The sequence below is a fragment of the Clostridium subterminale genome, assembly GCF_039521425.1.
GTDB classification, from domain to species: domain Bacteria; phylum Bacillota; class Clostridia; order Clostridiales; family Clostridiaceae; genus Clostridium_J; species Clostridium_J subterminale.
The window spans coordinates 88,304-104,911 of record NZ_BAAACI010000002.1 but is presented as its reverse complement, the minus strand read 5'-3'; the positions used below and the strand labels follow the sequence as shown (position 1 = coordinate 104,911).

Annotated in this window: 11 protein-coding genes, 1 pseudogene and 4 riboswitches; of the genes and pseudogenes, 8 read left to right on the top strand and 4 right to left on the bottom strand. The window is 29.9% G+C overall.

The window, feature by feature from the left end; genetic code table 11:
• Positions 1–134: 134 nt before the first annotated feature.
• Both nth and ABDZ93_RS06325 read left to right on the top strand, forming a co-directional pair.
• Positions 135–779, top strand: coding sequence for an endonuclease III (gene nth / locus ABDZ93_RS06330; RefSeq protein WP_343824737.1), 645 nt, complete (start codon positions 135–137; stop codon positions 777–779).
• 85 nt (positions 780–864) lie between these two features.
• Positions 865–2,037 carry an NAD(P)-dependent malic enzyme gene (locus tag ABDZ93_RS06325; RefSeq protein ID WP_343824734.1) on the top strand — a complete coding sequence of 391 codons (1,173 nt, stop codon included), beginning with the start codon at positions 865–867 and terminating at the stop codon, positions 2,035–2,037.
• A gap of 111 nt (positions 2,038–2,148) precedes the next feature.
• On the opposite strand, the gene ABDZ93_RS06320 is transcribed toward ABDZ93_RS06325, so the two are convergent.
• Both ABDZ93_RS06320 and ABDZ93_RS06315 read right to left on the bottom strand, forming a co-directional pair.
• Entirely contained in the window at positions 2,149–2,766 is a 618-nt protein-coding gene (locus tag ABDZ93_RS06320; RefSeq protein ID WP_343824732.1) for a HutD family protein, read from the bottom strand.
• Between the two features lie 96 nt (positions 2,767–2,862).
• A complete protein-coding gene (locus ABDZ93_RS06315) occupies positions 2,863–3,351 on the bottom strand; it encodes a thioredoxin family protein (protein WP_343824730.1) in 489 nt (162 codons plus the stop codon).
• A 419-nt stretch (positions 3,352–3,770) separates the two neighbouring features.
• Between ABDZ93_RS06315 and pepT the strand changes: the two genes are divergently transcribed.
• The 4 genes from pepT (at position 3,771) to ABDZ93_RS06295 (ending at position 13,241) form a co-directional block, all read left to right on the top strand.
• The gene (pepT, locus tag ABDZ93_RS06310) at positions 3,771–4,988 is read left to right on the top strand and encodes a peptidase T (protein WP_343824728.1); all 1,218 of its coding nucleotides are present in this window, start codon (positions 3,771–3,773) and stop codon (positions 4,986–4,988) included.
• A 193-nt stretch (positions 4,989–5,181) separates the two neighbouring features.
• Positions 5,182–5,487 carry a hypothetical protein gene (locus ABDZ93_RS06305; protein WP_343824726.1) on the top strand — a complete coding sequence of 102 codons (306 nt, stop codon included), beginning with the start codon at positions 5,182–5,184 and terminating at the stop codon, positions 5,485–5,487.
• 293 nt (positions 5,488–5,780) lie between these two features.
• Positions 5,781–7,130: a S1C family serine protease gene (locus tag ABDZ93_RS06300; RefSeq protein WP_343824725.1), complete on the top strand. Its 1,350-nt coding sequence runs from the start codon at positions 5,781–5,783 to the stop codon at positions 7,128–7,130.
• A 273-nt stretch (positions 7,131–7,403) separates the two neighbouring features.
• A riboswitch (cyclic di-GMP riboswitch) is annotated at positions 7,404–7,490 on the top strand.
• A gap of 352 nt (positions 7,491–7,842) precedes the next feature.
• Positions 7,843–7,924: riboswitch (cyclic di-GMP riboswitch) on the top strand.
• Between the two features lie 172 nt (positions 7,925–8,096).
• Positions 8,097–8,178: riboswitch (cyclic di-GMP riboswitch) on the top strand.
• A 173-nt stretch (positions 8,179–8,351) separates the two neighbouring features.
• Positions 8,352–8,433: riboswitch (cyclic di-GMP riboswitch) on the top strand.
• 71 nt (positions 8,434–8,504) lie between these two features.
• Positions 8,505–13,241 (top strand): SpaA isopeptide-forming pilin-related protein, encoded by a 4,737-nt coding sequence (locus tag ABDZ93_RS06295; RefSeq protein ID WP_343824723.1) that lies wholly within the window; start codon positions 8,505–8,507, stop codon positions 13,239–13,241.
• Between the two features lie 107 nt (positions 13,242–13,348).
• Here the strand turns inward: ABDZ93_RS06295 and ABDZ93_RS20065 are convergent.
• Positions 13,349–13,423 (bottom strand): annotated as a pseudogene (locus tag ABDZ93_RS20065) (hypothetical protein); the annotation flags it as partial.
• Between the two features lie 166 nt (positions 13,424–13,589).
• Positions 13,590–13,748, bottom strand: coding sequence for a hypothetical protein (locus tag ABDZ93_RS06290; protein ID WP_343824721.1), 159 nt, complete (start codon positions 13,746–13,748; stop codon positions 13,590–13,592).
• A 950-nt stretch (positions 13,749–14,698) separates the two neighbouring features.
• On the opposite strand from ABDZ93_RS06290, the gene vanR reads away from it, so the two are divergent.
• Together vanR and ABDZ93_RS06280 are read left to right on the top strand one after the other, a co-directional pair.
• Positions 14,699–15,397: a VanR-ABDEGLN family response regulator transcription factor gene (gene vanR, locus ABDZ93_RS06285; protein WP_343824719.1), complete on the top strand. Its 699-nt coding sequence runs from the start codon at positions 14,699–14,701 to the stop codon at positions 15,395–15,397.
• Positions 15,375–16,532 carry a sensor histidine kinase gene (locus ABDZ93_RS06280; protein WP_425544758.1) on the top strand — a complete coding sequence of 386 codons (1,158 nt, stop codon included), beginning with the start codon at positions 15,375–15,377 and terminating at the stop codon, positions 16,530–16,532. The genes vanR and ABDZ93_RS06280 overlap by 23 nt, the downstream gene beginning before the upstream one ends.
• Positions 16,533–16,608: the final 76 nt, after the last annotated feature.

Below are 16,608 nucleotides of genomic sequence, written 5' to 3'. Positions count from 1 at the left end.
TAATATTATTCACCTATAAGAGAAGTTATAACAATTAAACCTTTGTTTAATGAAGTAAAATATTGAAAATCTGATATAATAGAAGTGAACTAAATAGGAATACTACAATCATTGAAATTAATTGAGGTGATTTTATGAATAAAGAAAAACGAAAGAAGATTTTAGAAATATTAGAGGAAACTTATAGAGGTGCTTCATGTGGATTAGACTTTAACAGCCCCTTTGAGCTTTTAATATCTACTATACTTTCTGCTCAGTGTACAGATGAAAGGGTTAACAAGGTTACAAAGGAATTATATAAGGAGTACAATACTCCAGAAGCTATATTAACCTTGAGTGAGGAAGAGTTAGGTGAAAAAATTCATAGTTGTGGATTCTATAAAAATAAAAGTAAAAATATATTAGGAGCATGTAAAGCTATTGTGGAAAAACATAATGGTCAGGTGCCAAAAACTATGGAAGAACTTATAGCCCTTCCAGGTGTAGGTAGGAAAACAGCCAATGTGGTTTTATCTAATGCTTTTGGTGTGCCAGCTATAGCTGTAGATACCCATGTATTTAGAATTTCTAATAGAACAGGTTTTGCACCTGGAGATAATGTAGAAATTGTTGAAGAGAAGCTTATGAAACACATACCTAAAAGTATGTGGAGTGATGCACATCACTATATAATTTGGCATGGAAGAAAAATATGTGATGCTAGAAAACCAAAGTGTCATGAATGTCCTATAGCACCTTATTGTGATTACTTAAATAAGGCATCTTCGAAAAATAAATAAGTTAGAATGCTCGTATATTTTGAGTTATTATTTATTTTCATATGCCTAAAAGCAAATAGATTATTTTAAATGGGAGGATTTAATTATGTCATATGGTGAGCAATCTTTAAAGATGCACAAGGAAAAGAAGGGGAAACTAGAGGTTATAAGTAAAATTCCTGTTAATACAAGAGAGGATTTATCTATAGCCTATACTCCTGGAGTTGCTGAGCCTTGTGTTGAAATATCTAAGGATAAGGATAAAGTTTATGATTATACAATAAAAGCAAACACTGTAGCTATAGTTTCTAATGGAACAGCAGTATTAGGCCTTGGAAATATAGGTGCAGAAGCTTCAATTCCAGTAATGGAAGGAAAGGCATTATTATTTAAAGAATTTGCTGGAGTAGATGCTTTCCCAATATGTATTGATAGTGAAGATCCAGAAGAGGTAATTAAAACTGTAGAGTTAATATCTCCTGTATTTGGAGGAATAAATCTTGAAGATATAAAGGCTCCTGAGTGTTTTTACATAGAAGAAACTTTAAAGAGAGAGCTAAATATTCCTGTATTTCATGATGACCAACATGGAACTGCAGTAGTTGTATTATCAGGGTTATATAATGCATTAAAATTAACTAAGAAAAATATTAAAGATATTAAAATCATAATAAATGGTGCAGGTTCTGCTGGAATTGCTATATGCAAACTGCTTTTAAAAGCTGGAGCACAAAATATAATTATGTGTGATAGGAATGGTGCTATTTATGATGGTGGCAACTGTTTATTTGAGTCTCATGAGCAAATAGCAAAGGTTACTAATAAAAATAAAGAATCAGGTTCATTAAAAGAAGTTTTAGTAGGAGCTGATGTATTTATAGGAGTATCTGGACCTAATATGATAAATTCAGAAGATGTAAAAACTATGAATTCAGATGCAATTATCTTTGCTATGGCTAACCCAACTCCAGAAATCATGCCAGATGAAGCCAAGTTAGGGGGAGCTAGAGTAGTAGCAACAGGCCGTTCAGATTTTGCTAATCAAATTAATAATGTTTTAGTATTTCCAGGTATATTTAAAGGAGCCCTTACAGTTAGAGCAAGAGAAATAAATGATGAGATGAAATTAGCTGCAGCAAGAGCTTTAGCGAACTTAATCCCAGAGGAAGAATTGAATGATGAAAATATAATTCCAAATGCCCTAGATAAAAGAGTAGCAGATAAGGTAGCAGAAGAGGTTATGAGAATAGCTAGAGAAATGGGAGTAGCAAGTCTTTAGAAACTAAAATATACGGGCTTTCGCAAAATAAACTAATCTAAGTAAATGCTCAACATTTTATATAAGATTAGTGATATATTTTGTGAAAGCCCCTTTATAAGTTTAGATAAATTACTTTATACAACCAACTTCTATACTAATAACATCACAAGGTTGTTGGGAGGCAATTTTTATGGAAGAAAGGCTATCTTCCTCACAGTCTTCAATGATTAAGGTGTCATTTTTAGGAAGAAAAATATTATCCCCATCTAGTGTGAAGCTTAAGTCTGAATTAGGTGAGAAGAATATATAATTATGGTATGAATATTTATTTTTTCTACTATTTAGTTTTAGCTTCAATGAAGAGCCATCAGTTAATTTTAAGTTGTTCATTATACCATCACATTCAGGTCCTATCATTAAGTTAAAGTCTGTAACCTTTCCAAAGCTTTCAGTGTTTACTTCACCGGAAAATCCATGAACTTCAAAAGGATCTAAATGAATTAAAGGACCTTTATCGTGGCAAAGATCCATGGAACCTTTTAAGGTTGTTATATATCTGTAAATTTTTGGTAAATTAGTGAAGATAGAGTGTTCTAGCTCTACAGTAGCAGAACTAATTCTCCAGCTAAAGTTTAAAGATTTATAATGAGAGTCTTTAGGATAAATATATATTTCATTAGTAGTGCCGCCACTCCAATTGGAGGTTTTAATTTTATCCTTTGTTATTATTTCTATTTTATAACCCATAATATCACCTCATTAATAATTTATAATAAATATTAATACAAAAAACTCATCCATATATGAATAAATATAGGAATGAGTTTTAAAATGTAATAAAAATTACAGTATTATATCTAAAAGGTTTTTTTCTATTAAATCATTATATTTTCCAGATCTATATTCTGCTACAAGAACTTTTCTCTCATCATTAGAGATTATAGGAAGTTTTTTAAATAATTCCTTAGGCATCTCTACATATGCACCTTTAGGATCCATTTCTTCAGTAAAAGTGATTACTGCAGGAATATTTTTGCACCCTACTGCTTCTTCAAGAAAACCTTCGTAACCGGTTCTAGGAAATAAATGAACCTTTAAATTTTGGTTTTGTTCTGAAAGTTTTTGTACAAAAGGAATAGTTACGATACAATCAGGGCAAAAACCTTCTGTAAATATTGCAGCGTGAACAACTTTGTCTAATTTTTTAATTTGTTCCTTGGTATCGTTAGAAAGCTCAGTGTCTTCATAGGTCTTATCTTGGATATTCCCATATTTGTCATGTTGTTTTTCTACATACTCCTCAAAGCTTAAGGCTTTATTAAAATCTAACATATTATCTTACCCTCCAATTACTTCTAATTAAATTTTGGCTTTTATAAATTAGAATGTATTGTATTAAATTAAATTTATTTAATATAATACATTATGTTAGTAAAGCATTAACAGAGTTCTAAGCTTCAGAGGCCGCTGAAGCTTAGAAATCGTTATCCAGGGACGTAGCCGCTCTTTACTCCCACCTTAAAAAGATATGGAGTATTAGAGCGGGTAGTCATCGGATAAATATTACTGTATAGACATAGCTTGTTCATGATTATTATAACAAATAAAGATGATAAATAGTAGATATATACAATTTATTAACTTGTAAAAAAAATTAGAGTTTTATATACTATGATTATAAGACAAAATAAACATAATAAAATATAAACAATATAATATAATTATAAAATTTTAAAAAAGGCGGCGATATTATGTCAAAAGTTATAGAAAGATTTTTAGGATATGTGAAGTATGACACACAATCAAGTACTTCTACAGGAACAACTCCAAGTACAGCTAGCCAAAGAGTTCTAGGTGAAGCTATATTTGAAGAATTAAAAAGAATAGGTATGAGTGATGTTACTATTGATGAAAACAATTACGTAATGGCTACATTGCCTGCTAATACAGATAAAAAAATACCAACTATAGGTTTTGTATCTCATATGGATACTGCTCCAGACTATTCAGGTAAAGAGGTTAAACCTCAAATGGTGGATTATAAAGGTGGAGATATTAAATTAAATGAGAACACAGTGTTATCTCCAGTAGATTTCCCAGAACTTAATAACTATATAGGTAAAACTCTTATTACAACAGATGGAACTACCTTATTAGGAGCAGATGACAAAGCTGGTATATCAGAAATCGTTACTGCTATGGAGTATTTAATTGCAAATCCAGATATAAAACACGGTACAATTAAAGTTGGATTTACTCCAGATGAAGAAATTGGAGAAGGGGCAGATCACTTTGATGTAGAAAAATTTGCTGCAGATTTCGCTTACACAGTAGACGGTGGAGCAGTTGGTGAAATTGAATATGAAAACTTCAATGCTGCTGGTGCTGAGATAGTTATCAATGGAAGAAATGTTCACCCAGGAAGTGCTAAAAATAAAATGGTGAATACTCAACAAATAGCTATGGAATTAAACGGATTATTACCTGTTAATGCAAGACCAGAGTATACAGAAGGATATGAAGGTTTCTTCATGCTTTGCGATATGGTAGGAACTGTAGAAAAGACAACTATGTCTTATATTATAAGAGATTTCTTTAGAGATACTTTTGAAGAAAAGAAAGTTTTGATTAATGAAATAGTAGAACTTCTTAATAAAAAATATGGTGAAGGTACTGTAGAAATTTCAATGGAAGATCAGTACTACAACATGAAAGAAAAAGTAGAACCAGTAATACATGTAGTAGATACAGCTGTTGAAGCAATGAATGCTCTTGATATCGAGCCAATCATAGTTCCTATCAGAGGAGGTACAGATGGAGCAAGATTATCATTCATGGGGCTTCCAACACCAAATATATTCACAGGTGGACACAACTTCCACGGAAAATTTGAGTTCATTCCTGTAGAGTCAATGGAAAAGGCTGTAGAAACTATAGTTAAGATAATAACTCTTTATGCAGAAAAATAAATAAAGCTTTTTTAGATAAAAGTTTGTTTTATAGTAAGATTATTAACCGCTTTTTAGGAAGTTTTTCTTCTTAGGAAGCGGTATATTTTAGCAGAAAAGTTTACAAATAAAAACTTCATAATTTATATTATAAATATACATAAAAAGTGCTTCCTTAATACACACTATAGTAAAGTAACTGAGGAGGTATACTATGAGTAACGATAAATCAAAACCAATATATCCACCAGATACGCATAACTATTTTGGTGATTTTAGAAGTATGACACCTATGGCTGATACAGTTTGGGAGAATGTAAGAGAAGCTGAGATAGAAGCTGCAAAAGCAAGAAATCGAAGAACTTACGATATGGAGACTAGTGAAGAAATTGCTTTTGAGAATTTAAGTGAAGACATAAAAAGCGAAAGTGAAGTTGACTTTGATTCCATTATAGATGAGGTAGACATGAGTGATCATGGTAATGATTATGGAGATTATGCTAAGAAAAAATTATTTTAATATTTCTTAGAGGAAGAATTTATTCTTCCTCTAAGTTAATTTAGGACTTATTTTGGACATAATTTAAAATAGAGAATTGCTTTTATATAGGGAACTACTGAAGCTATAAGGTTTTAGTAGTTTTTTAGAATATTAAGTTTACATATAAAGTTTTAGAAAATTTATTTCTTCAAGGGACAATTAAGAATTCTTTCATATTTTAGTCACTGAATTGACACATAAGTGTTGATAATAATATACATAGAGATAAGAAAAATAAATAAATCAGTTTTTAATAAGGGGGAAGATTTAATATGAATAAAGATATAAATAATAATGAACTAAACAATAATGAATTAAATAATAATGAAGTTAATAGGGATAATAACTTAAATGAAAATACTAGTATCAATAGCAATAACAATGACAATAATACTAATGAGAATTTAAACTATACTGTAATTCAAGATGTAGAATATACAACAAATGATAACTTGAATATGAATGAAGCTAATACTTCATCATGGCAAGAAGAAGAGGAAAAGAAAAATAAGAAAAAAGATAAAAAGAGCAAAGGGAAGGGGTCAGCCAAATCTTATATTGCCATAGCTCTAATTTGCTCTATATTAGGAGGAGCAATAGGTACAGGTGTTACTTATGGTGCTATGAGAAGTACTATACAGTCAGCAGTTAAACAGGGTAAAAATAATACAAATACCGGTGGCTCTACAGCAAATGTTAATCCTATAAGTAGTATGAACATACCAGAAGTTGTAGCAAAGGTTTCTCCAGCTGTAGTTGGCGTATCAACTACCTCAGTTTCAACTAATGTATTTGGATTTGATATGGGTAAACAAGAAGGCATTGGATCAGGATTTATATTCTCGAAAGATGGTTATGTACTTACCAACTATCATGTAGTTAAAAATGCTAGTCAAGTTAAAGTTATTTTTAGCACAGGTAAAGAAGTAAATGCTAAGGTTGTAAACTATCAGGAAGATGCAGATTTAGCAGTTGTTAAGATTACTGATAATGTTGAAATGCCAGGGGTAGTAGAACTAGGTGATTCTGATAGCCTTCAAGCAGGAGAACAAGTTATAGCTATAGGAAATCCCCTTGGAAAAGAATATTTAGGATCTGTAACGACAGGAATCATAAGCGCTGTTAATAGAGGAGTAGCTTTAACTGAAGGTGGAGAGAAAATGAATCTTATCCAAACAGATACTGCTATAAATCCAGGGAATAGTGGAGGGCCATTAATAAATTCTCAAGGTCAAGTTGTAGGTATAAATACAGCTAAGATAGATGCTAGTGGAGTAGAAGGAATAGGTTTTGCAATTCCGATTAACGATGCCACTGAAAAATTAGATACTCTAGTAAAACAAAAAGTAAAACTAGGTATAGCAGTTAGAGATATAACTGAAGATTTATCAAAACAATTTAACTTACCAGTAGGTGTGTATATTCAATCTGTAGAAGACTTTAGTATTGCCCAAAAGGGTGGACTACAACCTGGAGATGTAATTACTAAAATTGGTAAGAAAACTGTTAAGACAGTTGAAGAGTTAAATAAGGAAAAAGAGTCCTTTAAAGAAGGAGATAGTATTCCTATAGAATTTATAAGAAAAGGTCAAACAATGCAAGCTACTTTAGTAGTAGAATAATTAAGTTAATAATTATAATTATCCCCTAATTATAATATTATAAAATTTCAATAGGCATGAAGCTTGAGTTATCAATGTTTCATGCCTATTATTTTTTAGATATGAATCATAACATTGTTAATATATAAGATATTATACGTTAAAACAATAAACAAACATATATTACTTTTGATAATATTTATAGATAATTATGTATTTTATGTAATTAATTTATTGACTGATACAATTATATATGCTATATTCTCATATGAAATAGCATATATAATTTAGTAAGAGTTTTAAGGAAACATTGAAGTATATATTAATTTGGGCGCATAATATATATATATGGAGTTAGTAGTGTAACCGACCTTTATAATCAAACGTAGATAGGTATAAGATTAGTAGGGTCGGTTTTTGTTATATAAGTTGAAAAATTTAATAGAGATTTTCTTGTAAAGCAATATAAATTAAATAGGTTATATGGGGCTGTATTTAATAAATGGATAGAATAAGGAATTAGAGTAGCGCTCAACCTAAAAATAATTGCATTATATTTATATATTATATTTAAAATTTAAAAACTGAGTATAGGAAATATTAGTATAAAAGTAAAAAATGTATAGACAAATACTAAATATAAAGTTATACTTAATTAATAAAGTATGTTAAATAATAATAGATATTAAATGATTTGGATTTGTTTATAAATTTTTGAATACAATTTACTAAAAGTTATAAGGAAACATTGAAGTATATACTAATTTGGGCACTTTGTATATACAGAGTTAGTAGTGCAACCGACCGTTATTAATTTAAGGTCGGTTTTTTGTTTGTAAAAATTCATTAAGGAGGAAGATTATGAAGAAAATAAAATTTAAACCTACCCTAAGCTAAAGGAGAAACTATCTATTTTTATACTAAAATGAAGAGAAGCATAGATTGATTTAATTTTGTTCCACAAAATATTGAATACAATTTACTAAAAGTTATAAGGAAACATTGAAGTATATACTAATTTGGGCACTTTGTATATACAGAGTTAGTAGTGCAACCGACCGTTATTAATTTAAGGTCGGTTTTTTGTTTGTAAAAATTCATTAAGGAGGAAGATTATGAAGAAAATAAAATTTAAACCTACCCCTAAGCCAAAGAAGAAACTATCTATTTTTATACTAAAATGAAGAGAAGCATATATTGATTTAATTTTATTCCACAAAATATTGAATATAATTTACTAAAAGTTATAAGGAAACATTGAAGTATATACTAATTTGGGCACTTTGTATATACGGAGTTAGTGGTGCAACCGACCTTTATAACCAATCTTATATTTATATAAGATTGGCATGGGGTCGGTTTTTTGTTTGTAAAAATTTATTAAGGAGGAAGATTATGAAGAAAATGAAATTTAAACTTAGGTCTAAACTAAAGAAGAGATTATCTGTTTTTATGGCTTTAGCTATTGCAGTTTGCCAAATTTTTAATATTATTCCTATAGCACAAGCTGATGCTATGGATATTACAAGTAATTTTCCATTTATAACTGAAGTAACTTTAACTGATGGCGATGGTAAACCTATAAATGAGTCATCAAATCCAATAAGTAAGAATGAAGAAGTTAAACTAACTTATAAATTTACTGTACCAAATCAGGGTACAGTAAAAAAAGGTGATATTTATACAATTAAAATACCTAAGGAAATACAAATAATAAGTACACTAAATTTCCCTATTACACTTGATAATGGTGATACAATTGCAAATGTTAAAATAGAAACCAATGGCAATGTTACCATTACTTTTACTGAATTTGCTGAGAATAATTCCAATGTTTCAGGATTCTTTTATATTGATACTCAATTTGATCCTGATCAAATAGGAGGAGATAATCCAGTCCCTATTAAATTTGAAATTGGAGGAAATTCTTCACCAGTTATAGTTAATGTGAATTTTGAGCAACCTGAAATTCCTGATGCTTCTGTTATGAAGGAAGGAAGTTATGACCCTTCTAAAAATGAGATTACCTGGGAGGTAATTGCTAATTCAGAAGGAGTTAAGGTTAATAATGCTGAAATTGTGGACAACATTCCAGAGGGACAAGAATTTATACCAGGTTCTGTTACCATAAATGGAGCTAATGCAGATGAAGCAAATTATAACTATGATTATAGCAATAAAAAATTAACTTATAGCTTTCCAAGTGTTATAGACACATATCAAGTAATTACCTTCAAAACTAAGGTAGTAAATCCAAAAGTTTTTGAAAGTGAAGGAGCTACAATATATGAATATAATAAAGCAATCTTTAATCATGATGGAACTAGTGTAGATTCTAATGAGGCATCAGTTAGTATTTTTACAGACTTCATTAGAAAAGATGGAAACTATGATGCAGCAACAAAGAGAATAAATTGGGTTATTTATGTAAATAACAATGCTCTAAGCATTCCCAATGCTGTAGTTACAGATGATATACCTAGTGGATTAACTGTTACACAAGGTAGCGTAAAAATAGATGGAAATCCAACTAACGACAATTATACTATAAATGGACAAAAATTCACCTACACTTTTCCAACAGCTATTAATGAACCTCATAAAATTGAATTTTCAACAGATGTATCTGATGATATATTTAATTCTAATGAATGGAAAACCTATAATAATAAGGCAACTATTACAGGAGAAGGGGTTCCAGGTAACGCTTTAGATGAAAAGGGAGTTGACGTACCTAGTAACGTTATTTCTAAGCAAGGAGTAGGATATAACCCAGCTACAGGAGAAATAACTTGGGAAGTTATGATTAACTGGAACAGCGGAACCATAAAAAATCCAATTTTCACTGATAAAATAAAATTAGGACAAGAGTATGTAGATGGTTCTGCTACTATAGATAAAGATGTTCCAGGAGGAAGCTTTAACTATGTACCAGAAGTAAACGATGCAGAAAAAACTGGAACACTAACCTATACCTTTGGTAAAGATATTAATGAAACCTATATAATAAGATTTAAAACAAAAGTAACAGACCCTAAGGTTTATGCAGGAAATAGGAATGAGACCTATTATAATGTTGCTGAATTAACTGGCGATAATATAAAACCTTCCACCTACCAAGGCACACAGAAAGTACAGAGCCAAGTTATAAATAAATCTAGTAAAGACTATAACTATGTTGCTAGAGAAATTACATGGAAGATAGTAGTTAATAAAAACAAAATGACCCTTCCCAATGCCTATGTTACAGATGTTATAAAGGAAGGACAAGAATTTGTTCCTAAATCCGTTATGATTAATGGAAATCAAGCAAAAGAGTCAGATTATGTTTATGATGAAGCCACTAAAACTCTAAGATATAATTTCCCTAGTGAAATTAAAGATGAGCAGGAAATAACTTTTAAAACTAAAGTAACAGATACTTCTATATTTAATACTAATGGACAAAAGGAATTTAAGAATACTGCAAAACTAATAACTGATTTATTATCTGGTGGGGTAGAAAGCACAGGCAAAGGGACTATAAAAAGCACTTTAATAGATAAGAAAGCTGACTATACAAAAGGCAATTCTTATATTGACTGGAATGTAACCGTTAATTCTAACAAAATATTAATTAAAGATGCTGTATTAACAGATATACTTCAAGAAGGTCTTGAACTTGATACTACTTCTGTAAAACTGTATAAGCAGATTTTGAAGTCTAATGGAAGCCTTGAAAAAGGTGAAGAGGTTATTTTAGATCAAAGAAATGTAAAATATAATAATTCAACAAGAGAGTTTACGTTTACATTGCCTTCTTTAACAGAAGAAGCATATATTTTAACCTTTAGAACTAATGTAGTAGATAAGAGTAAGTCACCATTTACTAACTCTATATCTTTTAAAGGTACAGGAATAGATGGAACATCTACTTCTGGAAGTGTTGATGTTATATTCCAAGGTGCTGGCGGTGGTGGCGTTGGTGAAACTGGTAGCATCAAAGTCACAAAGGTAGATAAAAATAACGAAAGTATAAAACTAGAAGGGGCAGTATTTGAACTTCTTGATAAGTATCAAAATATTATAAGAACTTCAGAACCAACGGGAGCAAATGGAGAGGTTGTATTTAATAAATTGAGATTTGATATAGACTACTATGTTAGAGAAAAGCTTGCTCCAACAGGATATACACTAAGTAGTGAATCATATAAATTTCAAATTAAAAATACCCAAGATGAAAAGAATATAGTCTATAATTATAAAGATGAAAAGATTAAAGGTGAAATTGAATTCTTTAAAAATGGGGAAAATAATAATCCTCTTAAAGGAGCAGAGTTTACACTTTATGACTTTTCAGATACAGCTTATACAAATCCTATAGCAACAGCTATAAGTGATGAAAATGGAAAAGTGCAATTTAAAAATGTAGAGTATGGTAAGTACACTATAAAAGAAACAAAAGCTCCAGAAGGATATGTTATTTCAGATGAGGTGCTAACTGCTGATATAATTGAAAATGGTAAAACTATAAAAGCAAATCCTGAAAGTATTTCAAATACAAAAATTAGAGGAAGCATAGAGTTTACTAAACTAGATGAAGATAAAAATCCATTACAAGGAGCAGAATTCAAGCTTTATAAAGAAATTGATACAAAGTTTGAAAATCCTATAGCAACAGCTATAAGTGATGAAAGTGGAAAAGTACAATTTGAAAATGTAGAATATGGCAAGTACATTATAAAAGAAACAAAAGCTCCAGAAGGATATGTTATTTCAGAGGAATTGATAACTGCTAATGTAATTGAAAATGGAAAAGTAGTAAAAGCAAACCCTGAAAGTATTTCAAATACAAAAATCAGAGGAAGCATAGAGTTTACTAAACTAGGAGAAGATAAAAACCCATTACAAGGATCAGAATTCAAGCTTTATAAAGAAATTGATACGAAGTTTGAAAATCCTATAGCAACAGCTATAAGTGACGAAAATGGGAAGGTGCAATTTGAAAATGTAGAGTATGGTAAGTACACTATAAAAGAAACAAAAGCTCCGGAAGGATATGTTATTTCAGAAGAAGTGCTAACTGCTAATATAACTGAAAATGGTGGCACTATAAAAGCAAATCCTGAAAGTATTTCTAACACAAAAATTAGAGGAAGCATAGAGTTTACTAAACTAGATGAAGATAAAAACCCATTACAAGGAGCAGAATTCAAGCTTTATAAAGAAGTTGATACGAAGTTTGAAAATACTATAGCAACAGCTATAAGTGACGAAAATGGGAAGGTACAATTTGAAAATGTAGAGTATGGTAAGTACACTATAAAAGAAACAAAAGCTCCAGAGGGATATGTTATTTCACAGGAAGTGCTAACTGCTAATATAACTGAAAATGGTAGTACTGTAAAAGCAAATCCTGAAAGTATTTCTAACACAAGAATTAGAGCTTCGATTCAAGTTAAAAAATTAGATCAAGATAAAAAGCCTTTAAAAGGAGCAGAATTTACATTATACGATTCAGAGGGTAAAGAAATTGAAACTTCTGTATCAGGAGAAGATGGTACTGTGTTGTTTAAGGATATTCTTTATGGAGAATATACAATAAAAGAAACAAAAGTTCCTGAAGGATATTTAGCTTCAGAAGGTACAATAAAGGTATTTGTGGATAAAGATAGTGAGCTATATACTTATGAGGTAGTAAATAACAGAATTAAGGGTAGTATTATAATTACTAAAACTGATATGAATGGAAAGCTACTTAAAGGTGCAGAGTTTACCTTATATGACAGAGACGGCAAAGAAGTAGCGACTGCAGTTTCTGATAAGGATGGTATTGCAGCTTTTAATGATGTGGATTATGGTAGTTATACTATTAAAGAAACTAAAGCGCCTAAGGGATATATTTTAAGTAAAGAAGAATTACAAGTTAAGGTTAATTCTGTAGAAATTCAAAAGTTTACCTTTAAAAATGAAGCAGAAGAAATTGTTATTAAAGACAAAGTTAAAGAGAAAGTTAAAAATGTTGTTAATAAAGTAACAAAAGTTCTCCCTAAAACTGGTGGTTCATTTGGAACTAGAATTGCATTCACCATTGGAGGATTAATAATTTTAGGCGGCATAGGTTTACTGGTAAAAAAGAATAAGTCAAAATAGCTAAAAGTAAAGGTTAGTAGGATATAGAACTGCTCTATGTCAAGTAGACAGGCAAAATAATAAAAATTAAAATGTCTGACTCCTATAGTCTATAGGAGTCAGACATTTTAATTTACCTGCAACCTTATTGCATTATAAAAATCTATGTATGCATTAATCCCTTGCTTCAGTTCATCAAAATCATGAAACTTTCACAATTAATACATATCTGATTTAATGATTTCCCAAAATTCTTCCATTGGACAATTGTCAATACACCTGCTAACACGGGACATGTTTTGTGTTGCACCTATATCATCTAGTTTCTTTTTAAATAGTTTACTTGTATATTGAAAGTCTCTGTCACTATTAAAAAAGAGGGATTACATTAGGGTTAGCAGCAATTGCTTTTTCAAAGGTTTCAAATACAAGCGGATTATTATTTGAACGTCTAAGTACATAAGAAATAACACTATTATCATGTAGATCTAGTATGGTACTCAGATAAGTCTTTGTTACATCTGTCAACCATTTTTGGTTAGGCTTACTAGCATAGAGTCGCCTATTGGGTATATTTTCAGCAGTAACTTGTGGTATGCTTGGAATATAGTTTTTTATTTTTGGGAATAACAGACTTTATATTTGTAGATTTCATTACACGATGAATATGTTTATATTTTTTCTAGTATTATATTTAATTGCATACGGCGATAACCATAAATACCATCAACTTCTGTATAAAGTTTAACTAATTGTATCGAGAATTATTGTATTTTCCTTATCATGTTGACTTTCGGAGCGATTAAGCCATTTATAGTAAGCTGAACGGGCAATACCTACAATCTTACACATTTCGCTTAATAAGAATTTAGTTTTTTCAGAATAGCCTTTATATGTTATTTATATTAAAATAAAGAGTTGGATATTATGGATAAGAAAACTACAGATGTTCAAAATAGAGTTAATTTACTATAATGATATAAATTACTATTAAAGGATATTTAATTATTGAATTTTCATATACAAGATTAAGAATTAAATAATTAAATTTAGATAGATAAGTGAACTCTTTAAATCTAGTATATGTACAAGATGTGATCGCCCGAAAATAACTAATGATAATTGTGAGATATATTATTTTCATAGTTTATCTATTAAGACACACAAGGGTTAAAGAATATGTAGAACAAGGAGGTAGAAAACACTAATAAGAAACTAGATGTTGCAAGAGTACCTTTCAAATCTTCTAAAACTCATTATAAATAACAAATGATGCGTTGTTTGAATTGTGGTAGTTTTGATTATGGTAAAAAATAAAAAGATTATAGAATTAGAAAATAAAAATAAGGAACTTAAAGAATAATTAGATGTATTAAGAGATAGGCTATACTCTTATAAAGCTATGTATTCAAAATGAAAATAAGTCAGTGTAAGGTGGGAAAGATCCTCATCATCAAATATAAAAGGAAGGTGAATATATGGATACTAAAATTTTAGTGGTTGAAGATGAAAAAACAATCGCTAATTTAATCGAATTGTATCTAAAAAATGAAAATTTTATAGTGTTCAAATGTTATACAGGAACAGAAGCGATGAAAGTTATAGAAACGGAAAAACTAGATATGGCTATTTTAGATATTATGCTTCCAGATATAGATGGATTTACTATTTGCCAAAAAATACGAGATTCTTATAATTTCCCAATCATTATGTTGACGGCAAAAGATGAAGAAATGGATAAAATTACAGGTTTAACATTAGGTGCAGATGATTATATTACAAAACCATTTCGACCCTTAGAGCTAGTGGCGCGAGTAAAGGCACAATTGAGAAGATTCACAAAGTACAATCAACTAAATAAATCTCAAAAAGAAAACCTGATTTCTATAGGAGGGCTTGTAGTAGATAAAAAGAATCATGAATGCTTTTTAAATGAAAGACCATTATCTTTGACCCCTACAGAATTTTCTATTCTATGGGTTCTGTGTGAAAACAAAGGGCAGGTCATAAGCTCCGACAAGTTATTCCATGAAGTTTGGGGGGATAAATACTTTAGCAACAGTAATAACACCATTATGGTTCATATTAGACATTTGAGAGAAAAGATGAATGATTCCGCTGAAAATCCAAAATATATTAAAACAGTATGGGGAGTTGGTTATAGAATTGAAAACTAACAAAAATAATAAAACTAGGGAAAATGATTATTTAGCATTTAAACGAAAAGTATTTTTAAAAGTATTAATACTTATTTTAGCAAGCGGTGGATTTTTAATGTTATTAAGCTTGGCGTTAAGAGGGCACTTTGGTGATTGGATTGTGGATTTCCTACAAGATACATTTTATTTGTCTAATTCAGATGCAGCGATTATTCACCATTATATATTCCGTAATAACATTGATAAAATTATGTTAGTTTCAAGTGCTATTTTTTTCTTAATTATTTTTCGATTAGCTATGTACTGGGTTACAGAATATTTTGATGAAATTAGTGGTGGTATGGACGATTTAATGAAGGGTTCAGATAAGGAAATTGAGCTATCTCCAGAAATGAGATTTATGGAAACTAAATTAAATATGTGTAAACATATTTTGGAGAAAAGAGAAAGAGATGCAAAACAGGCAGAACAAAGGAAAAATGATTTGGTTGTTTATCTGGCACATGATATAAAGACCCCTCTTACTTCGGTTATAGGATACTTAGACTTAATGTCAGAGATACCAGATATGCCTATTGAACAAAGGGCAAAATATATGGATATTACTTTAGAAAAAGCAAATCGACTTGAAAAACTTATCAATGAATTTTTTGAAATTACCAGATATAATCTTCAAACTATTATATTAGAGAAAGGAAGTTTTAATCTATCCTATATGTTATTTCAAATGGCAGATGAATTTTATCCAATGCTTTCTGAAAAAAACCAAGAGGTTATGGTAAATGCAGAAGATAATATTATGTTTTATGGTGATTCAAATAAACTTGCACGAGTCTTCAATAATGTATTTAAAAATGCAATTGCATATGGTGATAAAAATAGCAAAATTACAATAGATGTCCATAGACAATCACAAGATGCCATTATATCTTTCAAAAACTATGGAAAAAATATTCCAAAGCAAAAGCTAAATAGTATATTTGAAAAATTTTATAGACTGGATGAATCCAGAGGAACTGAGACAGGTAATGCAGGGTTAGGTCTTGCTATAGCTAAGGAAATTGTAATTTTGCATGAAGGTGAAATTTATGCTGAAAGCAATAATGATTATACAGTATTCCATATAAAAATGCCTGGAGTAATCAATAATTAAGAAACACTATTCCTTTATGATATGAAAATTCATAGAGGAATAGTGTTTTTTATTTTTGTTATATTTTAAAATACTT